This window comes from Streptomyces sp. CB02056, assembly GCF_001905545.1.
GTDB lineage: Bacteria > Actinomycetota > Actinomycetes > Streptomycetales > Streptomycetaceae > Kitasatospora.
The window spans coordinates 618,888-642,434 of the sequence record NZ_LIPD01000007.1 but is presented as its reverse complement, the minus strand read 5'-3'; the positions used below and the strand labels follow the sequence as shown (position 1 = coordinate 642,434).

The 23,547-nt window shown below is 73.7% G+C and carries 21 protein-coding genes; 12 read left to right on the top strand and 9 right to left on the bottom strand.

Features of this window, described 5'->3' with window-relative positions; all coding sequences use genetic code 11:
* Nucleotides 1-71 precede the first annotated feature (71 nt).
* On the top strand, nucleotides 72-527 hold the full coding sequence (locus AMK13_RS21715; protein ID WP_074003709.1) for a hypothetical protein: 456 nt from the start codon (nucleotides 72-74) through the stop codon (nucleotides 525-527).
* 13 nt (nucleotides 528-540) lie between these two features.
* On the opposite strand, the gene AMK13_RS21710 is transcribed toward AMK13_RS21715, so the two are convergent.
* Entirely contained in the window at nucleotides 541-942 is a 402-nt protein-coding gene (locus AMK13_RS21710) for an NTP pyrophosphohydrolase (protein ID WP_074003708.1), read from the bottom strand.
* Between the two features lie 142 nt (nucleotides 943-1,084).
* Here AMK13_RS21710 and AMK13_RS21705 point away from each other — a divergent pair, with 142 nt between their 5' ends.
* Nucleotides 1,085-1,864, top strand: coding sequence for a hypothetical protein (locus AMK13_RS21705; protein ID WP_049659151.1), 780 nt, complete (start codon nucleotides 1,085-1,087; stop codon nucleotides 1,862-1,864).
* 31 nt (nucleotides 1,865-1,895) lie between these two features.
* Here the strand turns inward: AMK13_RS21705 and AMK13_RS21700 are convergent, their stop codons facing one another.
* Genes AMK13_RS21700 through AMK13_RS21690 form a run of 3 tightly spaced genes read right to left on the bottom strand, consistent with a single transcriptional unit; the run spans nucleotide 1,896 to nucleotide 4,541 of the window.
* Nucleotides 1,896-2,309 carry a PPOX class F420-dependent oxidoreductase gene (locus AMK13_RS21700; protein WP_074003707.1) on the bottom strand — a complete coding sequence of 138 codons (414 nt, stop codon included), beginning with the start codon at nucleotides 2,307-2,309 and terminating at the stop codon, nucleotides 1,896-1,898.
* Nucleotides 2,310-2,362: 53 nt separating this feature from the next.
* Nucleotides 2,363-3,148: a bestrophin-like domain gene (locus tag AMK13_RS21695; protein ID WP_074003706.1), complete on the bottom strand. Its 786-nt coding sequence runs from the start codon at nucleotides 3,146-3,148 to the stop codon at nucleotides 2,363-2,365.
* 19 nt (nucleotides 3,149-3,167) lie between these two features.
* Nucleotides 3,168-4,541, bottom strand: a complete 1,374-nt coding sequence (locus tag AMK13_RS21690; protein WP_074003705.1) for a D-alanyl-D-alanine carboxypeptidase family protein — start codon at nucleotides 4,539-4,541, stop codon at nucleotides 3,168-3,170.
* Between the two features lie 213 nt (nucleotides 4,542-4,754).
* Between AMK13_RS21690 and AMK13_RS21685 the strand changes: the two genes are divergently transcribed.
* Nucleotides 4,755-4,952 (top strand): hypothetical protein, encoded by a 198-nt coding sequence (locus tag AMK13_RS21685; protein ID WP_049660802.1) that lies wholly within the window; start codon nucleotides 4,755-4,757, stop codon nucleotides 4,950-4,952.
* A gap of 36 nt (nucleotides 4,953-4,988) precedes the next feature.
* Here the strand turns inward: AMK13_RS21685 and AMK13_RS21680 are convergent, their stop codons facing one another.
* Nucleotides 4,989-5,804, bottom strand: a complete 816-nt coding sequence (locus tag AMK13_RS21680; RefSeq protein ID WP_074003704.1) for a TetR/AcrR family transcriptional regulator — start codon at nucleotides 5,802-5,804, stop codon at nucleotides 4,989-4,991.
* Nucleotides 5,805-5,885: 81 nt separating this feature from the next.
* Here AMK13_RS21680 and AMK13_RS21675 point away from each other — a divergent pair, with 81 nt between their 5' ends.
* The 3 genes from AMK13_RS21675 (at nucleotide 5,886) to AMK13_RS21665 (ending at nucleotide 11,618) form a co-directional block, all read left to right on the top strand.
* Nucleotides 5,886-6,737 (top strand): siderophore-interacting protein, encoded by an 852-nt coding sequence (locus tag AMK13_RS21675; protein WP_074003703.1) that lies wholly within the window; start codon nucleotides 5,886-5,888, stop codon nucleotides 6,735-6,737.
* Nucleotides 6,738-7,071: 334 nt separating this feature from the next.
* On the top strand, nucleotides 7,072-10,506 hold the full coding sequence (locus AMK13_RS21670; RefSeq protein WP_241852986.1) for a S8 family serine peptidase: 3,435 nt from the start codon (nucleotides 7,072-7,074) through the stop codon (nucleotides 10,504-10,506).
* A gap of 143 nt (nucleotides 10,507-10,649) precedes the next feature.
* Complete coding sequence (locus tag AMK13_RS21665) at nucleotides 10,650-11,618, top strand: alpha/beta fold hydrolase (RefSeq protein ID WP_259316439.1); 969 nt, start codon at nucleotides 10,650-10,652, stop codon at nucleotides 11,616-11,618.
* 43 nt (nucleotides 11,619-11,661) lie between these two features.
* On the opposite strand, the gene AMK13_RS21660 is transcribed toward AMK13_RS21665, so the two are convergent.
* The 3 genes from AMK13_RS21660 to AMK13_RS21650 form a co-directional block, all read right to left on the bottom strand.
* Nucleotides 11,662-13,119 carry a VWA domain-containing protein gene (locus AMK13_RS21660; RefSeq protein WP_074003700.1) on the bottom strand — a complete coding sequence of 486 codons (1,458 nt, stop codon included), beginning with the start codon at nucleotides 13,117-13,119 and terminating at the stop codon, nucleotides 11,662-11,664.
* Complete coding sequence (locus AMK13_RS21655; RefSeq protein ID WP_074003699.1) at nucleotides 13,116-13,997, bottom strand: AAA family ATPase; 882 nt, start codon at nucleotides 13,995-13,997, stop codon at nucleotides 13,116-13,118. Before AMK13_RS21655 ends, AMK13_RS21660 begins: the two co-directional genes overlap by 4 nt.
* Nucleotides 13,998-14,191: 194 nt before the next feature.
* On the bottom strand, nucleotides 14,192-14,860 hold the full coding sequence (locus AMK13_RS21650) for a hypothetical protein (RefSeq protein ID WP_049650670.1): 669 nt from the start codon (nucleotides 14,858-14,860) through the stop codon (nucleotides 14,192-14,194).
* Between the two features lie 557 nt (nucleotides 14,861-15,417).
* On the opposite strand from AMK13_RS21650, the gene AMK13_RS21645 reads away from it, so the two are divergent.
* The 4 genes from AMK13_RS21645 (at nucleotide 15,418) to AMK13_RS21630 (ending at nucleotide 19,022) form a co-directional block, all read left to right on the top strand.
* Nucleotides 15,418-16,146 (top strand): TetR/AcrR family transcriptional regulator, encoded by a 729-nt coding sequence (locus AMK13_RS21645; protein ID WP_074003698.1) that lies wholly within the window; start codon nucleotides 15,418-15,420, stop codon nucleotides 16,144-16,146.
* A 186-nt stretch (nucleotides 16,147-16,332) separates the two neighbouring features.
* Entirely contained in the window at nucleotides 16,333-16,989 is a 657-nt protein-coding gene (locus tag AMK13_RS21640; protein WP_049650672.1) for a DUF6230 family protein, read from the top strand.
* A 2-nt stretch (nucleotides 16,990-16,991) separates the two neighbouring features.
* Complete coding sequence (locus AMK13_RS21635; protein WP_241852985.1) at nucleotides 16,992-17,522, top strand: DUF6114 domain-containing protein; 531 nt, start codon at nucleotides 16,992-16,994, stop codon at nucleotides 17,520-17,522.
* A gap of 264 nt (nucleotides 17,523-17,786) precedes the next feature.
* Nucleotides 17,787-19,022 (top strand): globin domain-containing protein, encoded by a 1,236-nt coding sequence (locus AMK13_RS21630; RefSeq protein WP_074003697.1) that lies wholly within the window; start codon nucleotides 17,787-17,789, stop codon nucleotides 19,020-19,022.
* A gap of 61 nt (nucleotides 19,023-19,083) precedes the next feature.
* Here AMK13_RS21630 and AMK13_RS21625 read toward each other — a convergent pair whose 3' ends face one another.
* Nucleotides 19,084-20,487 carry a selenium-binding protein SBP56-related protein gene (locus AMK13_RS21625; RefSeq protein ID WP_074003696.1) on the bottom strand — a complete coding sequence of 468 codons (1,404 nt, stop codon included), beginning with the start codon at nucleotides 20,485-20,487 and terminating at the stop codon, nucleotides 19,084-19,086.
* A 96-nt stretch (nucleotides 20,488-20,583) separates the two neighbouring features.
* Between AMK13_RS21625 and AMK13_RS43630 the strand changes: the two genes are divergently transcribed.
* Together AMK13_RS43630 and AMK13_RS21615 are read left to right on the top strand one after the other, a co-directional pair.
* Nucleotides 20,584-22,425 carry a tetratricopeptide repeat protein gene (locus AMK13_RS43630; protein ID WP_074003695.1) on the top strand — a complete coding sequence of 614 codons (1,842 nt, stop codon included), beginning with the start codon at nucleotides 20,584-20,586 and terminating at the stop codon, nucleotides 22,423-22,425.
* 109 nt (nucleotides 22,426-22,534) lie between these two features.
* A complete protein-coding gene (locus tag AMK13_RS21615) occupies nucleotides 22,535-23,506 on the top strand; it encodes an alpha/beta hydrolase (protein ID WP_074003694.1) in 972 nt (323 codons plus the stop codon).
* The last annotated feature ends 41 nt before the right edge of the window (nucleotides 23,507-23,547 follow it).

Sequence of the window (23,547 nt, the reverse complement as noted above, 5' to 3'; positions counted from 1 at the left end):
GCGTCGTAGGTTTGCTCCGCACGCCGAACACCGGGCGTGCGGACCGAGGAACACCGAAGGGGGAACCAGCGATGAAGCGTACGGGGAAGCACGGCTTCGCGGCGGTGGCCGGGGCGGTGGGGGCGGTGCTCGCCCTCGCCGGGACGGCGGTGGCGCAGCCGGCCGGGAGCGGGGCCGAGGCGCCCGCCGCGGTCCCCGGCCAGCCGGGGACGGGCGAGATCCTGCCGCACCCGGGGCCGGAGGGGCTGATCTGGATACCGGACTGGATCGGCGACGGCGGCGCCGTGACGGCCTCGGTGAACCCGTCGCAGCCGTTCACGTTCACGCTCGGCTGCCGGGGCGGCGGCTCGGTGGACGTGCACATCGGCGGCGCGGCGCCGGTCGACTTCACGGTCCAGTGCCCGGTCGACTCCACCGGCGTCGGTTCGGTGGAGGTCCCCGCCCGCCCGGGCCGGGACCTGCTGTTCACCGCGCACACCTCGGACCCGTCGATCCACTGGGGCATGTACGCCACCCAGGCCGACTAGACATATCGCACGGCTACGGCCGAACGCTGCGCGGCCCGATGGCGGTGGCACCCGACACGCCGACCCGGGCCCGCAGTTCGCGGTCGGCGGTGGCGACCAGGCAGGTGCGGGCGGGGTTCCGGGCCTTCTCGGCCCGGACCAGCTCCACGATCCGGTCGTCACCGCTGCCGCTCGCCGCCACCACCCGTACTCCGGGCACGCCGTCCACCCCCCGGGCCGCGCCCTCGACGACCAGCACCACCTCCAACGGGCCGGGGTGCTCCGGCACGCCCCGCTCGGCGACGGCCACCAGCGCGTCCCGCAGCCGCTCGGCGGCGCCCCGCCGGTCGCGCCACCAGCCGTCCGGCACCGATCCGACCACGTTCGCGCCGTCCACCACCAGCAGCGGGAGCGGCCCGGCCTCGTTCTCGTCCATGGCCGCCAGCCTGCCACGCCGCCAGGCCGGGTTCCGCGGTGGCCGGTCGGAGCCGCGCCGCTCGGCCGAACCGGCGACGCGGGCGGCATGTCCGGTGCCGCCTGAGCGCCGGCCCCGGGCGGCTCGGGTAGGCAACGGGCCCATGGACACACGCATCGACGAGATCGCCGAACGCATCTACCGGATCTCGACCTTCGTCCCGGAGATCGCCCCGCCCGCCGGGTTCACCTTCAACCAGTTCCTGGTCGACGCCGAGGAGCCGCTGATCTTCCACACCGGGATGCGCTCGCTGTTCCCGGCGGTGTCCGAGGCGGTCGGCCGGGTGCTGCCGGTGGAGCGGCTGCGGTGGGTGACCTTCGGCCACGTCGAGGCGGACGAGTGCGGGGCGATGAACGAGTTCCTCGCCGCGGCCCCGCACGCGCGGGTCGCGCACAACACGCTCGGCTGCCTGGTCTCGCTGAACGACCTGGCCGACCGCCCGCCGGTGCCGATGGACGACGGCGAGGTGCTGGACCTCGGCGGGCGCCAGGTGCGCCGCCGGGTGCGCAACATCAACACCGCGCACGTGCCGCACGGCTGGGAGGCGCGGGTGCTGTTCGAGGAGCAGACCCGCACCCTGTTCTGCGGCGACCTGTTCACCCACCTCGGCAACGGGCCCGCCGTCACCGACGCCGACCTGGTCGAATCGGCCCTGGAATCCGAGGGGCTGTTCCGCCAGACCTCCTGCCTGACGGCCGCCGCGACCGCGCTGCGCTCCCTCGCCGAGCTGCGCCCGCGCACCCTGGCGGTGATGCACGGCTCGTCCTTCCACGGCGACGGCGCGGCCGCGCTGAACGCCCTGGCGGACGGGCTGGAGGAGCGGTTCGGGCCGGAGTCGGGGTTCGTCGGGCTGCCCAGCGCACTGGCGGGCCCGCACCCGTAGCCCGGTCCGTCGGCGCCCGGTCCGTCAGCGCTCAGTCCGTCAGCGTGATCCGGATGCCGACGGTGCCGCGCTCGCCGCGCCGCAGCCGGCTGCCGAGCAGGGTGAGCACGCCGAGCAGGCCGTACTTCTGGCGCAGCAGGGTGCGGTAGGCGGCGGTGCGCTCGGGGCCGAGGAGCTCGGCGGTGGCGGGGTACTGCTCGCCGGTCGGGCGGCCCTTGACGTCGCACGGGCCGACCAGCACGTCGGCGCGGTTGCGGATCCGCTTGACCTTCCAGGAGTCCGCGACGGTCCAGACCCCGAGCGCCTCCCCGTCGCGCACCACCCACACCGGGGTCGGCACGGTGGTGCCGTCCTTCCTGTACGTGGTGACGAGCAGGTAGCTCCCGGAGGAGAGCTGGACGATCCGGGCGAGCCGGTCCGCGGCGGAGGGGTCGGGCGTGGTCATGGCCGGAAGTCTAGAGGGCCCCGGGCACCATCCCGGGCAGCGGAGACGGGCGGTCACCAGAACTGCGCCAGCGCGCTCTCCTTGAAGGGCGTCGGGCTCACGCTGAGGTCCCCGGCGAAGGGCCGGTCCAGTACCAGGACCAGCAGCAGGCTGAACCCGATCAGCGCGGCCACCGAGCCGACGAACAGCAGCCGCACCTTCGGGCTGCGCAGCCCGTACAGCAGGGTCAGCGCGAGGATCACCAGCGCGCCGCCCACGATCAGCACCTGGAGCAGGACCGGCAGTTCGTTGCGGCTCTCGTTGATCCGGTCCCGGCGCTGCCCGACCGCGTCGTTGAGGCTGCCCAACGCCTCGGTGTAGAAGGCCTGTTCGGACTGGGACTGGGGCTCGTACTCGCGCAGCACCTGGTACATCCGGTCCACCTTGGTGGCCGTCACTGTGAAGTCGCCGCGGCCGGCCCTCATCAGCGGCCACTGCTGCTCGACCACGGCGTGCACGTAGTCGTGGATCGAGGCGTTCACGGCGGTCTGGACGTCGGGCGGGAAGGCCTTGGCGTCGCGGGCGATCTGGGAGATCGACGTCGCCTCGGTGGAGACCACCTTCTGGGTGTCCTGGAGCTCGGTCCACAGGTTGACGATGACGAAGGCGAGGATGATGCCGTAGATCGCCCCGAACATGCCGAGCACCACGCCGACCATGTCGTTGTTCTCGCCACCGGTGAGGGCGGGGAAGCGGCGGGTGGTGAGGAGGCTGCAGGCCACGGCCAGGACGACGAAGCCGCCGACGACCAGGAACGTGAGCTCGGTGGTGGAGAAGTGGTTCAGCAGCCAGAGTTCCACGGCCGTCCGTCCTCGCCGGTCAGTCGGGTGTGGTCCCGCGGGGCCCGCGGGTGGTACGGGGAGGCCCGCCGGTACGGGTGGTGCGGAGCAGGGTGCGGGCGCGGCGGGTGAGGCGGTGCCGGCCGTGGCCGCCGACGCCGGTGGCGCCGGTGGCGCCCCCGACGGCGGTCGCCCCGCCCCCGTCGTACGCCGCGGCGGACGCGGTGCGGCGGCGGGCGGTGACGCGGGCGGTGGCCCAGGCGGCCAGCGCGGTGGCGAGGACGGCGGCGGTCCAGACGGCGGGGGCGAGGCCCGAGCCGGAGCCGCTGGTCAGCGGCGGACGGGACCAGGGCGGCAACTGCTCGCCGGCCTCGGCCTCGGCCCCGCCAGCGGCGGCGGACGGCCCGGCGGGGGCGGGGGCGGCGGTGTCGTCGACCAGCTTGCCGACCGGCTGGACCTTCCCGGCGGCCGCGAAGCCCCAGTCGAGCAGGCTGGCGGCCTCGTCGTAGACCCTGCCCTGCGCGTCCGGGTGCATCACCGTCACCAGCAGGGTGCGGCCGTCGCGTTCGGCGGCGCCGGTGAAAGTGGCGCCCGCGTTGGTGGTGTAGCCGTTCTTGACGCCGATCAGGCCGGGGTACTTGCCGAGCAGCCGGTCGGTGTTGGCGATGTCGAAGCTGGTGCGCTGGCCGGTGAGCTTGTCCAGTCCGCCGGGGAAGCGCGCGGTGCGGGTGGCGCAGTAGGAGCGGAAGTCGGCGTTGCGCAGCCCGGCCCGGGCGAAGAGCGTGAGGTCGTAGGCGGAGGAGACCTGGCCGTCCATGTCGTAGCCGTCGGGGGAGACGACCTTGGTGTCGCGGGCCTGGAGCGCCCGGGCGCGCTCCTGCATCTCGGTGACGGTCTGCTGGATGCCGCCGTTCATGTGGGCGAGGACGTGGACGGCGTCGTTGCCGGAGCTGAGGAAGACGCCCCGCCAGAGGTCCTCGACCCGGTACGGCAGGTTCTCCTTGACGCCGACCAGGCTGCTGCCGGCGCCGAGGCTGGCGAGCTCGGTCGTGGTGACCTTGTGCTCGGTGGCCCGGTCGAACTTGGGCAGCACGGTGTCCGCGAACAGCATCTTGAGGGTGCTGGCCGGGGGCAGCGGCAGGTGGGCGTCGCGGGCGGCGAGCACCTCGCCGGTGGCCGCGTCGGCGACCAGCCAGGAGCGGCCGGTCAGGTCGGACGGCAGCGCGGGCGCCCCGGCCAGCGGCGCGACCTGGACGGCCGGGTGGCCGAGCCGCTCCCCGCCGACGGCGGGGACGGAGTCCTGGGCGAGGGAGGCCGGGGCGGTGACGGCGAGGACCAGGACGGCGCAGGCGGCGGCTCCGGCCGCGGTCACGGCGGCGGAGGGCGACTTCAGGGGTGTGCGGGTGGGGAACACACGGCGAACGTACCCGCGCCGCCGCCGGGCCGCCGGGCCTGCTGCTCCGTCCGGAGCCGTCCGGAGCCGTCCGGAGCCGTCCGGAGTCGGGCCGGGTGGTGAGGCACTGTGAGGAGCCGGGTCGGAGCCGCGCGGAAGGGACGACTTTGGTGGCGTCGGCCCGCACCGAAAGTCGGATGTCCGGCGGAGGGCCGGATTCCTAGGCTCGGGAGCATGAAGACCCTGCTCGGCTACCTCGGCTCCGTGTTGATCGTCGGCGGCGCCTCCGGCCTGCTGTCCACCTGGATCGAGGGCTTCCGGCTGTTCGGCTTCGTCCGGGTCCTGGTGCCGGCCGGCCACGAGATCGCCGGGTACTCCACCCTGGTGGTGCTGGGTGTCCTGCTGGCGCTCCCCGCCGCCCGGCACGGCTAGGGGATGCGCGGCAAGGCTGGAACGCGCCCGGCATGGTCAGCGCACGCCCGGATCGTCTGAGGGCGCCCCCGCCGCGATGCCGTCGAGCAGGACGGCGAGCCCGGTACGGAAGGCCTCCCGGTGGCCGTCCTCGGGGGCGCCGCCGCCGGTACTCTGCAGGCCGACGAGCAGGGGGAAGCGTTCCGCGAAGTCCGGTGCCAGCTCGGCGAGTCGGGCGGAGCGGGTGGCCCACCAGTCCTCGTCGGCGATCCCGGTGGCGGCGGCCGCGCCGCGCGCGTCGGCGGTGGTGGCGGCCAGGCCGCGGACGAACTGCCAGAGCGCGGCGACCGCCCCGCGCAGCCGCGCCGGCGCCAGGCCGGCCGGCCGCAGTGCGCGCAACAGCGCCTCCATCGCGGCGAGTTCGGCGGGGCCGAGGACCGGCCGGGCCTGTGAGACCTGGAGCACCCAGGGGTGGCGCAGGTAGCAGGCGTACAGGGCCTCGGCCCAGGCGGTGACGGCTTCCCGCCAGCCGTCGGCCACCGGGAGTCCGCCGGGGAATTCGGCGGGAACTCCCGAGGGGGGTTCGGTGGCGAGTTCGGCGAGCGCCCGGTCGTGCATCAGGTCGAGCAGTTCGGCCTTGCCGGGCACATAGGTGTAGAGCGCCATCGCGGTGCGGCCGAGCCGTTCGCCCACGGCGCGCATCGACAGCGCGGCCATGCCCTCGGCGTCGGCCACCGCGATTCCGGCGGACACGATCGCGTCGACGCTCAGGCCCGGCTTGGGGCCGCTGCGCCCGGCGCGCGGCTCCTCGGGCGCGCCCCAGAGCAGGGCGAGCGCGCGGTGGGCGTCGCCCTGCCCGGCGTAGACGGTCATCCGACATCTCCTTATGGCGTAAAGTATCGCTTCGACGGCAACTCTTTATGCCGTAAGGTTACCAATCGAAGGGGTTTCGCGATGACATTGCCCGTCACCTTCGTCGAGGTCGTCGAGGTCCGCCGGATCACACCGCGCACCGCCCGGATCACCTTCGCCGCCGAGGAACTCCCCGACGCCGTCGGGACCGCCCCGGACCAGCAGCTGAAGCTCTGCTTCCCGCGCCCCGGGCAGCGCGAGCCGGTGCTGCCCGCCCGGCAGGACGACCCGATGGGCTGGTACCAGGCCTACCTGGCGATCCCGGAGGCCGAGCGCCCGCTGCTGCGCAGCTTCACCCTGCGCGGCCGGCGGCCCGGCACCCGGCTGGTCGAGATCGACTTCGTGCTGCACGGGGACTCCGGCCCGGCCGCCGCCTGGGCGGAGCGGGCCGCGCCGGGGGACCGGCTCGGGATGGTCGGCCCCTCCGCGCTGTACGCCCCGCGGGTCCCCTTCGTCGAGGCCGCCACGGAGGCCGACTGGGTGCTGCTGGCGGGCGACGAGACCGCGCTGCCGGCGCTCGCGACGCTGCTCGGGGTGCTGCCCGAGGGGGTCCGGGCGTACGTGTGGATCGAGGTCGCCGACCAGGCGGAACGCCAGGAGCTGGAGAGCCGCGCCGAGCTGGAGGTGGAGTGGCTGTACCGCGACGGCGCGGCCCCGGGCACCGTGCTGACCGAGGCGTTCCGGGACGGCGTGCTGCCCGGGGGTGAGCCCTTCGTCTGGCTGGCCGGGGAGGCGGGGGCGGTCCGGGAGGTCCGCCGGCTCCTGATCGAGGAGCAGGGGGTGCCGAAGGAGGACATCGACTTCACCGGCTACTGGCGCCACCGGCTGACCCAGGACGACGCGCCCACCGCCGACGACCTGGCGGACGCTCAGGAGCGCCTGGCCGGCACCTGAGACCGGGCCGGGCGTCCCGCCGCGGCACGTCCGGGCGCCGTGGCGGCCGTTTCGCCGGGCGGCGGCGTGGGAAGGGAGTCCGCCGGGGCTCTCCCGTGCCGGCCGTCCGGATCCGGCAAGGGCCGATCGGCTGAAAGATGCGGATTCGACCCGATTTCCTCTCCGAATTTTACTGATTGATGGTCAACTTTACTTTCTGATGGGGATTTACCCCCTTGTCGTGATCCTCTCAGGTGCGTTGGAATGCGTCAGCTGTCCATCTGACGAGAGGATTTATATGATCGGCTGGCGGAAAACCCAGCTAGCGGCCGCCGTCACGGTGACCGCCGCGTCCATGGTCCTGAGCCTCGGGACCATCGCGACCGCGGCCCCGGCCCCCGAACCGCAGAACGCCCAGGCGGCGTCCACGGACGGGTCCCCGGTGCCGGTGATCGTCATCATGAAGGACCAGATCGCGGACGCCCCGGCCGACCACGGCCACCTCGGCGCCCGGCAGCAGAAGGCCGCCGACGCACAGGCGCCGCTGCTGAACAAGGTCAAGGCCGGCGGCGGCACCGATATCAAGAGTTTCGTGGTCGGCAACGCCTTCTCGGCCACGGTCAGCCCCGCTCTGCGGGCCCAGCTCCAGGCCGACCCGGCCGTCTCCTCCGTGGTGGCGGACGCCCAGGTCCAGGTCGCCCCGCCGGCCGCCGCCAAGGCGAAGGCGGCCAAGGACACCGCCGCCGCCAAGGCGCCCAAGGCCGACGCCGCTCCGCAGGCCGTTTCGGGCAGTAACGGCCAGGGGGCGGAGGAGAACGCGACCAACACGGTCTGCCCCGCCGACCCGGCCAAGCCGCTGCTGGAGCCCGAGGGCCTCTACTCGACCCGGGCCGTCACCGGCAACGGCAAGCCCGGCGTTGAGGACCTCGCCACCGGCAAGGGCGTCAAGGTCGCCTACATCGCGGACGGCCTCGACCCGAACAACCCGGACTTCATCCGGGCCGACGGCTCGCACGCCGTGGTCGACTACCAGGACTTCGCGGGCGACGGCTGGGACGCGCCGACCGGCGCGGCCGAGGCCTTCGGCGACGCCTCGGCGGTCATCGCCCAGGGCCGCCAGGTCTACGACGTCTCCAAGTTCGTCAACTCCTCGCACCCGCTCCCGGCCGGCTGCAACATCCGCATCCGCGGCCTCGCCCCGGACGCCGACCTGGTCGCGCTGAAGGCCGGCGGCGAGATGATGTCCAACTCGTCGATCCTCCAGTCGATCGACTACGCGGTGCGGGTCGCCCACGTGGACGTGCTGAACGAGTCCTTCGGCGGCAACGTCACCCCGGACAGCGGCGCGCACGACACCATCTCGCTCTTCAACGAGCAGGCCGTCAAGGCCGGTGTCACGGTCGCGGTCTCCACCGGTGACGCCGGCCTCAGCGGCACGATCGGCACCCCGGCCACCGACCCGTCCGTGATCGCGGTCGGCGCCTCGACAGACAACCAGAACTACCAGCAGACCGGTTACGCGGCCTCCCAGTTCTCCAACAAGACCTGGAGCAACAGCCGCATCTCCGCGCTCTCCTCGGGCGGCTTCACCCAGGCCGGCCGGACCGTCGACCTGGTCGCGCCGGGCGAGTCGGACTGGGCGCTGTGCACGCCCGACACCAGCAAGTACACGGACTGCACGGGCTACAACGGGCAGCCCTCGCCGATCCAGCCGTTCGGCGGCACCAGCCAGTCGGCCCCGTTCGTCACCGGCGCCGCGGCCCTGGTCATCCAGGCCTACCGCGACACCCACGGCGGCGACTCGCCCACCCCGGCGCTGGTGAAGAAGTTCCTCACCGGCACCGCCACCGACCTCGGCGTGCCGGCCGAGGAGCAGGGCGCCGGCCTGCTGAACGTCCGCGCCGCCGTCGAGGCCGCCCGCGGCTACGACGACGGGGACGGCACCGACGGTGCGAAGACCGTCGTGGTCAACACCGGCCAGGTCGACATCGCCGGAGCCCCCGGCTCGACCCACACCGCCGACGTGTCCGTCACCAACACCAGTGACACCACCCAGACGGTGAGCGCCACGACCCGCGGCTTCGCGTCGCAGTCGAGCAACCGGCAGACCGTCCGGCTGGACCCGTCCTCGAAGGGCACCTTCAAGTACGCGACCAACGGCGCGGACTGGGTGCAGAAGCAGGTCAAGTTCACCGTCCCGGCCGGCGCCGACCGCCTCGCGGCCTCGATCGCCTGGCAGGGCGCGCCCAACCCGGTCACCAACGGGCCGGTGGTCCGGATGACGCTGCTCGACCCCTCGGGCCGCTTCGAGACCAACACCCGTCCGCAGGGCGGCGCCACCCCGGCGAACTTCGGCCTGGTGGACGTCCCGCACCCGGTGGCCGGCGAGTGGACCGCCGTCCTCTACACCCCGGCCGGCCAGGCCGGCTACAACGGCGCCGTCGAGCTCGGCACCGCCACCCAGCGCGCGGTGCCGGCCGGCGCCGTGAGCCCCGGCACCACCGACCTGAAGCCGGGCCAGACCAAGACCCTCAAGGTCCAGCTCACCACCCCGGCCACCAGCGGCGACTCCAGCGAGGCCGTCCTGGTCTCCGGCTCCAACGGCAACACCACCAGCGTCCCGGTCGTGCTGCGCAGCCTCGTCCCGGTCAACCAGGGCAAGGGCACCTTCACCGGCACCATCACCGGTGGCAACGGCCGCAGCGCCTCGCCGACGCAGAGCTTCTCGTACGCCTTCGACGTCCCGAAGGGCCAGAAGGACCTGCGGGTCGGCCTGACCGTCGGCAAGGACCCGAAGCTGCTCATGCAGGGCGCGCTGATCAGCCCGAACGGCACCCCGGTCGACATCGAGGGCAACGGGCAGTTCGACGCCCAGGGCAACCTGGCGGGCACCGGCAACGGCGTCTCGGCCACCGCCGTCAACCCGGCCGCCGGCCGCTGGCGGTTCGTCCTGAACGTGCTCGGCCCGGTCAGCGGCCAGGAGCTCGCCCAGGACTTCACCGGCACCATCGCGTTCAACCAGAACCAGGCCACCGCGGCCGGCCTGCCCAACGACGCCCGCACCAGGCTGGCGGCCGGCAAGCCGGTCACCGTCCAGGTGAACTACACCAACAACACCGTCGCGACCCAGCGGATCGCGGCCGACGGCCGGCTGGACCGCCGGGTGGACCTGCCGCTGGTGCCGCAGGGCACCTCGGCGACCGTCACCCTGCCGCTGAGCCTCAGCTCCGCGGTGCCGTCCTTCCTGGTGCCGCCGGGCACCGACCGGCTCAAGGCCGTGGCGGCGTCCTCGACGCCGGCGCAGATCGAGCTGAGTGCCACCACCGGCTCGCCGGACCTGTTCGGCGACCTGAAGAAGGCCCAGGACGGCTCCACCGTCTCGGTCGTCACCGACAACGGCACCGCCGAGCAGCCGGTCGTCCCCGGCACCTGGAGCACCTTCGTCCAGCAGATCGGCCCGTTCGGCACCGGCGGCGCGCCGGCCGGCACCTCCACCATCACGGCCACCGCGCACACCCAGGCCTTCGACCCGGCGCTGACCTCCAGCACCGGTGACCCGTACGCCGCCTCGGTGAACGCCTCGGCCGCGGCCGCCACCCCGGTGACCGTCGCCCCCGGCGCCACCGGCACGCTCCAGGTGACGCTGACCCCGACCGGTCCGAAGGGCAGCACCGTCAAGGGCGTGCTGTACCTGGTGTCCGGCCCGACCGGCGTGGCCACCGCCAACAACGCCCTGAACACCACCGGTTCGGTGCTCGCGGCGATCCCGTACAGCTACACCGTGAACTGACGCCACGTCAGCCGACGTCAGGCCGAGGCCGTCCCGGGGTTCCGGGGCGGCCTCGGCCGCGTTCGGCGGCCGGGGTTCCGGGGGCGGCCGACTGGGCAGGGTCGGGAGTGAACGGATGTTGTCACCGGATGGGGAGTTGCGAGTTGAACGACGCGATCAAGCACGGCGAGGTCGTGGTGAACGGTGTGCGGCTGCACTACGCGGAGCAGGGCGAGGGGCCGCTGGTCCTGCTGCTGCACGGCTTCCCGGAGAGCTGGTACTCCTGGCGCCACCAGTTCGCGCCGCTCGCCGAGGCCGGCTACCGGGTCGTCGCGCCGGACCAGCGCGGGTACGCCCGCAGCGAGCAGCCCGAGCGGATCGACGCCTACACCCTGCTGCACCTGGTCGGCGACGTGACGGCGCTGATCGCCGCGCTCGGCGAGGAGAAGGCCGTCGTGGTCGGGCACGACTGGGGCGCGCCGGTGGCCTGGGCCGCCGCGGCGCTGCGGCCGGACCTGGTGCGCGGGGTGGCCGGGCTGAGCGTGCCGCCGCTGCCGGCCGGGCCCGGCACCCTCTCCGCGGCCCGGGAGAACTTCGGCGAGGGCTTCTACCAGATCTACTTCCAGGAGCCGGGCCGGGCCGACGCCGAGCTGGCGGCCGACGTCAAGTCCAGCCTGCGCCGCATCCTCTGCGGCATCCAGCCCGACGGCGAGCCGCGACCGTGGATCGTCCCCGAGGGAAAGAAGCTGCTGGACACCGTCCCGGAGCCGGAGAGCCTGCCGGACTGGCTCACCGACGAGGACCTCGACGTGTTCGCCGCCGACTACGCCCGGCACGGCGAGCACGCCTTCACCGGGGGCCTCAACTGGTACCGCAACATCGACCGGAACAGCGAGCTGATGACGGCGTTCGTCGGCCAGCGGATCGACGTGCCCGCGCTGTTCGTGGTCGGCGAGCGGGACCTGGTGAACGCGATGATCGCGCCGGAGGCGGTCCAGTACCTGCTGACGCACCTGACGCCCCGGCTGCACCGGCACGTCCGGCTGCCGGACACCGGCCACTGGACGCAGCAGGAGCGCCCGGCCGAGGTCACCGAGGCTCTGCTGGACTTCCTGGCGCACCTGGACAAGTAGCCGGCCGGGGCACCGGGCGCGGCCTCGGGGGCCGCGCCCGGTGTCAGACCGGCAGGAGGCGGGCGATCAGCTCGCCGAGGCGGCGGGCGTTGCGGCAGGAGTGCATCTCCACCACGCCCGCGTAGACGAGGGCGGCGGAGTCGCCGGTCGGCCAGAGCGAGGGCTGCTCGGGGTTGAGCCAGAACACCCGGCGGGCCCGGGCGGCGATCCGGCGCAGCGCGTCCGGGTTGGGGTCGCGGTGGTTGTTCCTGGCGTCGCCGAGGACCAGCACGCAGGTGCGCGGGCCGACGGCGTCCAGGTGCCGTTCGGCGAACTCCCCGAGTGCGGAGCCGTAGTCGCTGTTGCCGTGGTAGCCCGTGACCTCGGCCTCGGTGAGGATCCGGGCGGCCAGGCGTGCCGGGTCGTCGCCGCCGCGCAGCAGGCCGGTCACCTCGGCGGTGCGGTTGACGAAGGCGAACACCCGGACCTTGCTGAACTGTTCGCCCATCGCCTGCACCAGCAGCATGGTGAAGTCGGCGAAGCCCGCCACCGAGCCGGAGACGTCGCACAGCAGCACCAGCTCCGGGCGGGCCGGGCGGCGCCGCCGGTACGCGGGGCGCAGCGGCACCCCGCCGGTGCCCAGCGAGCGGCGCAGGGTGCGGCGCAGGTCGATCTCGCCGCGGGCGGCGCGCCGGCGCCGGGCGGCCAGCCGGGTGGCCAGTTTGCGGGCCAACGGGTTGACGGTGCGGCGCAGTTCGGCGAGCTGGTCGCGGCCGGCGTAGAGGAAGTCGACCCGGTCGGCGGTGGGGGCGACGGCGCGTTCGGCGATCCGCTCGGGGCCGCGCAGCTCGGCGACCCGGCGGCGGGCCTCGCCGGCCGCCATGGCGCGGAAGTCCCGGATGCGGCGGCGGATCTCGTCGGCGAGCACCCGGTCGGAGAGGTCCCGGTCGGCGGGGCCCTGGTCGCCGGGCCGCTCGCGCAGGGCGGCCAGGACGCGGGCGAGCAGCGTCTCGGGGGCGAGCCGGCCGAGCGCCTGCTGGGCGGACCAGCCGCCGGAGCCGGGGGAGCCCCCGCTGCCGGGGGAGCCTCCGGCGCCGTACCGGCCGAAGGCCTCGATCAGCTCGCCGGCCAGCCGGGCCTGGGCGGCGCGGTCGTCGGCGGCCAGCGCGGCGGCGAGGCGCTCGCGCAGCTGCTCCCGCAGCGGGTCGGGGCGGCCGAAGCGCGGCGGTTCGGGGTCGTCGGGGAGGGCCGGCGGGTCGGCCCGGACGGCCTCCGGGGTGCCGACACCGAGTGGGAAGAACAGGTCGAAGGCGGCGTCGTAGACGGTCCGTTGGGCCTCCGAGCGGAGCAGGGCGGCGGCCAGGCCGGCCCGCATCTGCTCGCGGTCGGCGAAGCCGAGGACGTCCAGGACGGCGGCGGCGTCCACCGTCTCGGCCGGGCCGATCCGCAGGCCGTGCCCGCGCAGGGCGCGGACCAGGCCGGTGAGGCGGGCGGCGGTGTCGGCCTCCCGGGGCGTCGTCATGCGAGGGTGAGCTTCTGGGCGGCCTTGCGGACGTCGTCCTGGTGCTTGAGGATCACCCCGAGAGTGTCCCGGACGACCGTCTCGTCCAGGGTGGCGGCGCCGAGCGCCAGCAGGGTGCGGGCCCAGTCGATGGTCTCGGCGACGGACGGGGCCTTGCGCAGCTCCATCGCGCGCAGCGCGCCGACCACCCGGACCAGCGAATCGGCCAGCGTCTCGTCGAGTCCGGGCACCTTGAGCCGGACGATCCGGCGCTCCAACTCGGCCTCGGGGTAGTCGAGGTGGAGGAAGAGGCAGCGGCGGCGCAGTGCCTCGGAGAGCTCGCGGGTGGCGTTCGAGGTGAGCAGCACGAAGGGGCGGCGCTCGGCGGTGATGGTGCCCAGCTCGGGGACGGTGACCTGGAAGTCGCTGAGCACCTCCAGCAGCAGCGCCTCCACCTCGACGTCGGCCTTGTCCATCTCGTCGATCAGCAGCACGGTCGGCTCCTCGCCGCGGATCGCGGTGAGCAGCGGGCGGGCGAGCAGGAACTCCTCGCCGAAGATGTCGGTGCGGGCCTCCTGCCAGCCCTCGTCGCGGCCGGCGGTGATCCGCAGCAGCTGCTTGGCGTGGTTCCACTCGTAGAGCGCGCGGGCCTCGTCGATGCCCTCGTAGCACTGGAGCCGGACCAGCCGGGCGCGGCCGATCGCCGCCACCGCCTTGGCGAGTTCGGTCTTTCCGACCCCGGCCGGGCCCTCGACCAGCAGCGGCTTGCCGAGCCGGTCGGCGAGGAAGACGGTGGTGGCCACGGAGGTGGAGGCCAGGTAGCCGGTGGCGGCCAACTGCTCGGCGGCGTCCGCCACCGAGGTGAAGAAGCCCGTGCCGTGCCCGCCGTCGTCGCTCATCCGCCTGCCCCGTTCCGGTTCGCCGTCTCCGTGCGGCGCCACCCTACCGGCCGGTCACTTCGCTGTCTCGGGGGCGGGCGTCCGGGGTCGGGGGCGGGCGTTCCGGTTCGGGGACGGGGCCGGCGCAGCGGCGTACGGCCCGGTGAGGGTGCCGTACGCCGCCGTCGTCAGGACGGGCCGTGGGGGCCCCGGCGTCAGTTGACGAAGAGCGCCGGGCTGCCGGCGACGGAGCTGTCGAGCACCGGGCCGTAGGTGGCGCTGAAGTAGCCCGTCGAGAAGCACAGGCTCGGCCCGGACACCAGGGCGAACGGCTGGCCGGCGAAACCGATGGTGTTGCCGGTGTTCGAGGTGGTGCCGTTGATCCCGGTGCTGTTCTGGTAGTTGCAGCTGATGCTGCCCAGGATGGTGTTGAGCACCACGGTGGTGCCCATCACGCCGGCCGCGCCGGGGGTGAGCTTGACCGGGTTGCCAGGGGCGTCGCTGACCGTGTTGGTGAACGGCAGGCTGGTGACCGTGACGCTCTTGACGCCGGTGACACCGATGACGTTGGAGGTGCAGGAGCCGAAGGTCTGGGTGTCGAGCCGCTCGACGGCGCTGCCCGGCGCGGCCGGGTTGGCGGTGACGGTCGCCGAGAAGGAGGAGGCGGCACACTTGACGCCGGTCGACCCGGTGGCGCTGTTGTTGAAGTTCGCGGTGGTGCCGGAGACCAGGTTGGCGGTCAGCACGTCGCCGACGGCGACGTCCGGGCCGCTCGGACTTCCGGTGGTCAGGACCGCGCCGGCGGCCTGGGCGGGGGTCACGGCCGCGCCGGTGAGGGCGAGTGCGGCCAGGGCGGCGGTGGCGAGGGTGCGGCTGATGCGCATGAGGGTACCTCTCTCCGTCCGGTGGACGGGGGTGGGGGAAACCCGGCGTGCGGGTGTGGTGGTGTGCACGACGGGGGAGGGGCGTGGCGGGTGCCGGAGGCTTCGCACCGGAGACTTCGTACCGTTCCCCGGGTCGCGCTCCGGGCCGCGCTCCGGTCTTCACACCGGATGCCTCGGCCCATGCCGAGGGCGGGCGGGCCCGGCGCCACGGGCCCGTCCGTGCGGTACGGCGGTGCGGACGTACGCGAGGGTGGGCGTACGGCGGTGCGGTGGAGCTGCGGTGCGGCCTTGCGTGTGGCCTTGCGTACGGACGGCGGCGTGGAACACCGCGGCACCGCGCCGTTCGGTCGGGGACGTGCGGTGCCGTCGGGGCCCTCGACGACTGCCACCGTCGCGGTCCCGTCCCCGCCGTGGTCCCGTGGCCCGGGCTTTCGCCCCGGTCCGCGGAGCCCCCGGAGGTCCGGCCGGTGGGCGCCTGCTGGCCCGCCGGTTGGAAACCTGTCAGTGTTGTAAACCCGGTGTTCCATCAATGTCAATACAGGACACAGGAGTTGGTGATGGATCGGAAACACCTCCGCGGAGCCGACGTGGTCCTGCTGCCGGGTGCCCGGACCGGCCGCGATCCGGCCCGCTCGATCAAGCCGGGCCCGCGCCGGCTGCCCGCCGGCGTGGTCGCCGCGACCCAGCGCGATCGACTCCTGGACGGGCTGGTGCGGACCGTCGCCGAGCGCGGCTACCAGCACGCGACGATCAGCGACATCTGCCGCGCGGCGGGCGTGACCAGGCCGGTCTTCTACGAGCTGTTCAACGGCAAGGAGGACGCCTTCCTGGCCGCGCACCGGCACGGCACCGGTGTGGTGATCCGGCGGATGGCGGCCGCCTTCGCGGCCGAATCCGACTGGTGCCGGGGCATCCGGAAGGCACTCGGCGCGATGCTGCAACTGCTGGCGGGGACACCGGCGTTCGCCACGATGGCGGTGATCGAGATCGAGGCGGTCGGTCCGGCCGGCCGCCGGGAGCGGGCCCAACTGCTGACCAGGTTCCGCTCGTTCTTCGCAGAGGTGCCCCAACTTCCGGGCGGGGTCGGGTCGAAGGAGATGGTGGACGCCGTGGTCGGCGGCGTCTACAGCGCGATCTACCGGCGGATCGACTCCGGCCGGACCGAACAACTACTGGAGCTCCTGCCGCTGTTGAGCCTGTTCTGCCTTTCGCCCTTCCTCGGCCCGGCGGAAGCGGCCGAGCGGCTGGGGGTGCGGGACTGGCCGAAGCGGGTCGCGGATTGGTGAAGATCCTTCGTGCACCTGTATTGACCCGGCCAATACCGGGCAGTAGCTTCCCAGTTACCTACCGGCGCCGACCGGTCCGCCCCGCTGCCGAGGGGCGGACGGCCCGGTCGGGCCGGGGAACGCTGTCCGCGCCAGGACAACGTGCCAAGTGCCTGCACACCCATTCCACCCACAGGGAGCACACACATGGCCATGTCCGAGGACGCCGCCACGGCGGCCGAGACCCCGCAGACGCCGAGCGGGCCGAGAAGAGGACGGGTCCGGCTGAAGCGCAGCGCCCTGATGGCCGTACCGGCCATCGCGGCCGGTGGCGTCCTGATGGCGCTCACCGCCCAGGGCGTGCTCGCCGCCCAGTTCTCCATCTCCGGCATGCCGTTCACCATCACCGCCGACAAGCTGGACGGCGAGGGCTTCGCCCAGTTCGGCTCGCTGGACTCGATGATCCCCGACAGCCCCAACGCGGGCTCCACCGGCGGCCAGGTGCTGGTCGCGGTGTCGGCGATCAAGAAGGCCGAGATCACCAACCTGTGCCAGAGCGTCGACCTCGGCGGCATCAACCTGGTGATCCACGCGGGCGACGGCGGCACCCCCGTCACCGCCTCCGACCTCACCACCGACTCCGACATGCTGTCCGGCGACGCGGAGTTCAAGAACATCGAGATCGGCGGCGACGCCAGCACGTACACCAAGGCCGGCCCGGTCGGGAAGGGCAACCCCGGCGTGTTCGGCCAGCAGGCCGACCACGTCACGCTGACCCACCTGAACCAGCACAACTACGCGAGCACCGCCGTCGGGTTCAAACTGCCGAACCTGCGGCTGAGCTTCAGCTCCACGGGCTGCTGAGCATGGCGGAGTCCGTACCGGAGCCGGCCGGCACCGGCGAGGGCACCGCGGCACGGGCCGAGGGGGTGGCCGCCGAGGGGACGGCGGCCGCGCCCGCCCAGGCCGTGGCGGCCCCCGTCGCCGAGCCCGCCGCACGCCCGGTCACACGCGACTGGCGGGGCCGGCGACCGTTCTGGGGCGGGCTGCTGGTGACACTCGGCGGCGCCGAGGTCCTGTTCACCCTGAAGGCCCCGCTGCCCGTCATCCTGCACATCGGGATGCAGGGGCTGGCCGGGTACCTGGTGCCCGCGGTGATGCTGCTGTGCGGCCTGCTGATCCTGTTCAATCCGGCGCAGCGGCTGTTCTACTCCATCCTCGCCGTGCTGGCCTCGCTGGCCAGCTGGGTCACCTCCAACCTGGGCGGCTTCGTGATCGGGATGCTGCTCGGGGTGGTCGGTGCCTGTCTCACCTTCGGGTGGCTGCCCGACCAGCCGCTGCGCCAGGGCCGGCAGCGGCGGCTGGAGCGCCGTGAGGCGCGCCGGGCAGGGGTCTGACGACGGCGGTGCCCCGGGTCCTGGTGGTAGGAGAGCACCGGGGCGCGGGGCACCCTTCCGTCCTGCCCGCCCGTTCCGGGGGTGCGTGCGCGCGATGGGGCCCGTGCGCGGTGGGGGTGCGTGCGCGCGGTGGCCGAAAAGCGTCCCGGTCCGGACGTACCACCGCAAGGGGTCGTTGGTCCCGGGTCTCTCCGGGGCGATCGGCCCTTCTCGTGTCCGGCGGCCCGGCAGTTCACTGGGCGGGACATGGACAACAGCAGCAGCATGAGCACTGGCACCGCCACCGCCACCGCCGAGTACGACCGCCTGATCGCCCGCCATCACGCGATGCGCCTGCGACGCCAACTCCTCGCCCCCTCCACCTCGGCCGGCGGCGACCTCGGGTGCAACGCGTACGGGGAGGAGGGCGGCTACGACGGCGCCGCGGACCAGCACGTCATCCGGCGCGACCTCGACCTGATCTCCCCGCTCGCGGACCTGATCGACCACCTCTACGCGGTGATGTTCAGCCACCGCCCATACCTGCGACCGCTCTTCCCCGCCTCGATGGAGTTCCAGCAGCTCCACCTGGAACGGATCTTCCACCACCTGATCGACCACCTCGACCGCCCGGTCGAACTGGAGCAGACGCTCCGCCAACTCGGCCGCGACCACCGGAAACTGGGCGTCCGGCCGGTGCACTACGAGGCCTTCGAGGAGGCCCTGTGCGCGGCCGTCCGGCACCGGGCCGGCGAGCGCTGGACGGAGGAGCTGGAGGGCGCCTGGGTGCGGATGCTGCGCTTCGCCGTCGGCGCGATGGTGGCCGGCGCCGACTCCGCGCTCACCGAACCACCGTACTGGCACGCCGTGGTGACCGGCCACGAGCGCCGCCGCCCCGACCTCGCCGTGCTGCGGGTGCGCACCGGCGAACCGTACCCGTACCGGGCCGGGCAGTACGGCACCGTCGAACACCCGGCGCTGCCGCACACCTGGCGGCAGTACTCGATGGGCTGCGCCCCGCGCGCCGACAACGAGCTGGAGTTCCACGTCCGCCGCACCGCCCCCGGCGGGGTCAGCGCCGCCCTGGTCGAGCACACGGGCATCGGCGACCGGCTGCGCCTCGGTCCGCCGCGCGGCAGCCTGCTGCCCGACGGCGACGCCCGCGACCTGCTGCTGGTCGCGGGCGGCACCGGCCTCGCCCCGATGAAGGCGATCATCGAGCAGCAGACCGCCCACCGGCCGACCGGCCGCCGGGTCCACCTGTTCGTCGGCGCCCGGGACCGCCGGGACCTCTACGACTGGCAGTCGCTGTCCGAACTTGGCCTGCACAAGCCGTGGTTGACCGTCACCCCGGTCACCGTCGGCGAACTCGCCGACGCCGTCGCGACGGCCGGGGACTGGCGCGAGCACCTGGCCTGCGTCACCGGGCCGGCCGGCATGGTCGGCTCCGTCCGCACCCGGCTGACGGCGGCGGGGCTGCCGTCGGCGCAGGTGCGGTTCGACCAGGCGCTGTTCCGGTGACGCCCGCCTGACCGGTGACGCCCGCCCGTCCGGTCGGGTCGGCTCAGCTGATGACGACCGCTCAGCGGAAGCAGTAGGAGTCGGAGGAGGCGTCGCCGCCCGCCAGGTGGGTCTGGTGGACGCGCAGGCCCCGGAAGTCGGCGCCGTGCGGGAAGAAGCGCTCGTCGACGCTCAGCCCGCCGGCCTCCGGGTCGGCGTCCAGCTTGACCATCCAGGGCTCGATGCCGTCCGGGTAGAACTGGTCGTCCCAGGCGCCGTAGAGCGAGTTGGTGAGGTAGACCCGCCGGCCGTCCCGGCTGATCTCCACCATCTGCGGCGCCCCGCTCAGCGGACGGCCGGGCTCGGCCGGGTGCGGGGTGCGGGCGGTGATCCCGCCGAGCCGCACCGAGCCGGCCAGCCGGGGGTGGAACGGGTCCGAGACGTCGTACTGGAACAGCTCGCCGGTGCCCCAGGCCGACACGTACAGCCAGCGGTCGTCCACCGACAGGTTGATGTCGGTGACCAGCGGCGGCACCGCGCCGAACGGCCGCAGCGCGGGCGGCAGGTCCTCGGCCGCGGCCGGCTCGGCGGGGATCTCGATCACCTTGCGCGCGGTGAACGCCGACCCGTCCCGGTACCAGAGCCAGACCGAGGAGGACAGGTCCTCGACGTTGGTGACCACCCCGGCGAACCCCCACTCCGCCTGCGGGTCGTGCGCCGGGCGCAGCTCCAGCACCATCTGGTACTGGTCGCCGAGGTCCACCCGCTGGAGGTGGCGGCCGGAGTCCAGCTCCCAGAAGTGCAGCGCGTGGCCGTACTTGCGCCCGAGCAGGAGCTCCGGCACCACCCCGCCCTCGACCATCGACGGGGTGCCCCACTCGCTGGTGATGCCCACGTTGGTGCCCAGGTGCCACCAGACGTCGTAGGCGAAGTGCTGCGGCCCGCGTTCGGTCTCCCAGGCGCGCAGCACCTCGAAGGTGGTGTGGTCGAGCAGCGCCACCCCGCCCGGGCCGTCGTTGCCCTCGCCGCCGCCCAGGCAGGACAGGAAGACGCCGTCGGGGCCGCAGTGCAGGGTGTGCGGGCGCGAGTAGCCCGCCTTGGCGGCGAGCTCCTTCGCCTCCACCGTCTTGACCAGCCGCGGGCGGACCGGGTCGGGGTAGGTGTCCATGACGTGCAGCCGGGAGGAGCGCAGCCCCGGCAGCAGCAGGTAGCGCCGCTCCGGGTTCTCGTGGCACGCGTGGGCGAGGGCGCTGGAGCAGGCGTTCCAGCCGAAGTGGTGCAACTCGTCGCCGAGCGTGGGGAGTTCGGCGAAGTTCAGGACCTTCCCGTAGCTCGCCGAGTCCGGATCGGTGTCGACGCTCAGCAACGCGTCCGGCCGCCGCCCCGACCGGTCGAACCCGGCCACGTACGCCAGCCTCTCCGGCGGGGCGGCGATCGCCTCGGCGGCCGAACGGTAGAGCGACGGATCGGTGTGCCCGTGCTGCATGCAAACTCCCCAACTCGCCTGGTCTGTCCCGGAAGCGTTCCACAGAACCACCGGCGCACAGCAGGCGCACGAGGGGCGGGCGACTACGCTCACGGGGTGCACAACAGCATTCGCGGGGGGACGTTCCACGCCCCGGTCGTCCAGGCGGACACGGCGCACGTCACGGTCACCGCGCGCCCGCCCACGATCGCGGGGCTGCCGCCGGTCACCTCCGCCTTCACCGGACGCGACCAGGACCTCGCCGAACTCCGCGCCCTGCTGGCCCCGGACGGCCCGTCGACGGTGACGGTCACCGGCCTCGGCGGCATCGGCAAGACCACCCTCGCGCTCGCCGCCGGCCACGCGCTGCTCGGCGAGGGCCACTACTCCGCCGCCCTCTTCGTCGACCTCCGCGGCTACGACGAGACCCCGGTCGAGGCCGGACAGGCCCTCGACACCCTGCTCCGGGCCCTCGGCGTCCCCGCCGAACACATCCCGCCGGAGCGGGAGAGCCGCGCCACCCTCTACCGCGCCCGACTGGAGCAGCACGGCGGCGGTGTCCTCGTCATCGCCGACAACGCCTCCGCCGCCGACCAGGTCCGCCCCCTCCAGCCACCGCCCGCCACCCGCCACCGCCTCCTGGTCACCTCCCGCGAGACCCTCCCCGGCCTCGGCGCCCGCCTCCACCGCCTCGGCGTCCTCGACGCCGAGGCGGCCGTCACCCTCCTCGACACCGCCGTCCGGGCCGCCCGACCAGCGGACGGGCGCGTCGCCATCGACGCGGAGGGCGGCCGGCGCACCGCGAGACTCTGCGGCCACCTCCCTCTGGCACTGAGGCTCGCCGCCGCCCAACTGATCCTCGACCAGCACCTCGGGGCGGCCGAACTCGCCGACGACCTGGCCGGGGGTACGGGCCGCCTCGACCTCCTGCACGACGGCGAGACCGGCATCCGCCTCACCCTGGACCGCTCCTACCGTCGCCTCACCCCCGCGCAGGCCGAGCTCTTCCGGTTCCTCCCGGTCTGCGTCGGAAGCGACGTCTCGACCGAAGCCGGGGCGGCGCTCATCGGAAGGACGGTCCGCGAGACCCGGCCCCTGTTCGCCCAACTGGTCGGCGCCGCACTGATCGAGCAGAGCCCGTCGAAGGGCCGGTGGTACCTGCACGACCTGGTCCGGCTCTACGCCCTGGAACAGCTGGGGAAGGACCCGGAGCTGGGGGCGCGCGGGCTGAGCCGGTTGACGGAGTACTACGTGACGACCGCCCACGCCGCCAACCGGCGGGCCGCGTCATCGCCCGGGCGCTCGGACGCCGGCCCATTCCCGGAACGGGCCGCCGCACTGGCCTGGCTGGACCGCGAGCGCGCCAACATGGTGGCCATGATCCTGGGGCTGGCGGAGGTCGGAATCCACCGAGGGGTCGCGCGCCTCTCGCCCGTGGTGGTGCCGGGGCTGATCCACGGCGGCAGGGCCGATCTGGCGATCGCCGTCACGGAGGCGGCACTGAGGGCGGCCGACTCCATGGGGACCAGCGACGTCGAAGCGGAGGTCTGGAACAACCACGGGATCTCGCTCGGCCTCGCGAGCCGTTGCGAGGAGGCGGCGGAAGCCCATCGACGTGCCCTCGCCGTCGCGCGCAGCCGTCGTGACCGGGAGGGTGAGACGATCGCGCTGCTCAACCTCGGCGAGCGGCTGAGGGTCATGGGCCGCCTCGATGAAGCACTCGAGTTCCTCGAACGCGCCTGTGTGCTCTGCGAGGAGTGCGACGACCGGTTCTGCCAGGCCATGGCCTGGGAGAGCACGGGATCGGCTCTCCGGGCACTGGACCGGAACGACGAGGCGGCCCGGGCGCAGGGGCAGGCCCGCGGGATCTTCCGGGCCCTCGGGGTGGAGCGGGCGGACGCCAGGTGGCTGCGGGCCCCCGACACCACCCGGGCCGCCGCAGTGTGGATCCACACATGACGGCCCACCGCCGAGCGGCCCGCGGCTACCGGCCGGTATGGTCGGGGAAGGAACAGGCGGCCACCTGCCGGTACAGGCAGACAGAGCAGAGGACGGGTGCGGCGAGCAGATGGAGTTCCGTGAAGACATCCTGGGTGCCCCCTACGAGGCCGCCGAGCTGACGCTGCGGCCGGACGACGAGGGGCCGGTGTGCGCGACCCTCGTCCGGCGGCCGGTGCCCGGGGCGGAGCGCGCCGTGCTCTACATCCACGGGTACAACGACTACTTCTTCCAGACCAACCTCGCCGACCACTACGCCGCGCTCGGCTTCTCCTTCTACGCCCTCGACCTGCGCAAGTACGGCCGCTCCCTGCGGCCGCACCAGTCGCCGAACTTCGTCCGCGACCTCGCCGAGTACGACGAGGAGATCGACGAGGCGGTCCGGATCATCCGCGAGGTCGACGGGCACCGGCAGCTGCTGCTGAACGGGCACTCCACCGGTGGGCTGATCGGCGCGCTGTGGGCCGCCCGGCGCGCCGGGCGCGGCCTGGTGGACGGCCTGTTCCTCAACTCGCCGTTCCTGTCGATGCCGGCCGGGCCCGCCGTCCGCACCCTCGGCGGCCCCGCCGTCACGGCGCTCGGGCGGCTGGCGCCGACCCGCGTCCTGCCGTCCGCGCTCAACCCGCACTACACCCACAGCCTGCACAAGGACCACCAGGGCGAGTGGGACTTCGACCTCACCCTCAAGCGCCCCGAGAGCTTCCCGCTGTACGCGGGCTGGCTGTCCGCGATCCACCAGGGCCACCGGCGGCTGCACCGGGGACTGGGCATCGACGTGCCGGTGCTGCTGATGGCCTCGACCCGCTCCATCTCCACCACCAAGTGGCACAGCGCGCTGCACCACGCCGACGCCGTGCTGCGCGCCGACGACATCGCCGCGCAGGGGCCGCGGCTGGGCCGGCACGTCACCATCGTGCGGATCAAGGGCGGCATGCACGACCTGGTGCTCTCCGGGGAGGCCGCGCGCACCGAGGTGTTCGCCGAGCTGGACCACTGGCTCGCCGCGTACCTCGACGTCGAGCCCGTCGGAGAGCACGCGTGACCTCCGAGCACGATTCGCGGGACGAGCGGGACGAGCGGGAC

Coding starts and splice junctions, on each gene's coding strand:
- AMK13_RS21650 (WP_049650670.1), bottom strand. CDS start 14,860: ATGCGCATCAGCCGCACCCTCGCCACCGCCGCCCTGGCCGCACTCGCC.
- AMK13_RS21660 (WP_074003700.1), bottom strand. CDS start 13,119: ATGACGACGCCCCGGGAGGCCGACACCGCCGCCCGCCTCACCGGCCTG.
- AMK13_RS21705 (WP_049659151.1), top strand. CDS start 1,085: ATGGACACACGCATCGACGAGATCGCCGAACGCATCTACCGGATCTCG.
- AMK13_RS21670 (WP_241852986.1), top strand. CDS start 7,072: ATGGTCCTGAGCCTCGGGACCATCGCGACCGCGGCCCCGGCCCCCGAA.
- AMK13_RS21680 (WP_074003704.1), bottom strand. CDS start 5,804: ATGACCGTCTACGCCGGGCAGGGCGACGCCCACCGCGCGCTCGCCCTG.
- AMK13_RS21625 (WP_074003696.1), bottom strand. CDS start 20,487: ATGCAGCACGGGCACACCGATCCGTCGCTCTACCGTTCGGCCGCCGAG.
- AMK13_RS21685 (WP_049660802.1), top strand. CDS start 4,755: ATGAAGACCCTGCTCGGCTACCTCGGCTCCGTGTTGATCGTCGGCGGC.
- AMK13_RS21715 (WP_074003709.1), top strand. CDS start 72: ATGAAGCGTACGGGGAAGCACGGCTTCGCGGCGGTGGCCGGGGCGGTG.
- AMK13_RS21645 (WP_074003698.1), top strand. CDS start 15,418: ATGGATCGGAAACACCTCCGCGGAGCCGACGTGGTCCTGCTGCCGGGT.
- AMK13_RS21630 (WP_074003697.1), top strand. CDS start 17,787: ATGAGCACTGGCACCGCCACCGCCACCGCCGAGTACGACCGCCTGATC.
- AMK13_RS21655 (WP_074003699.1), bottom strand. CDS start 13,997: ATGAGCGACGACGGCGGGCACGGCACGGGCTTCTTCACCTCGGTGGCG.
- AMK13_RS21700 (WP_074003707.1), bottom strand. CDS start 2,309: ATGACCACGCCCGACCCCTCCGCCGCGGACCGGCTCGCCCGGATCGTC.
- AMK13_RS21640 (WP_049650672.1), top strand. CDS start 16,333: ATGGCCATGTCCGAGGACGCCGCCACGGCGGCCGAGACCCCGCAGACG.
- AMK13_RS21635 (WP_241852985.1), top strand. CDS start 16,992: ATGGCGGAGTCCGTACCGGAGCCGGCCGGCACCGGCGAGGGCACCGCG.
- AMK13_RS21675 (WP_074003703.1), top strand. CDS start 5,886: ATGACATTGCCCGTCACCTTCGTCGAGGTCGTCGAGGTCCGCCGGATC.
- AMK13_RS21710 (WP_074003708.1), bottom strand. CDS start 942: ATGGACGAGAACGAGGCCGGGCCGCTCCCGCTGCTGGTGGTGGACGGC.
- AMK13_RS21615 (WP_074003694.1), top strand. CDS start 22,535: ATGGAGTTCCGTGAAGACATCCTGGGTGCCCCCTACGAGGCCGCCGAG.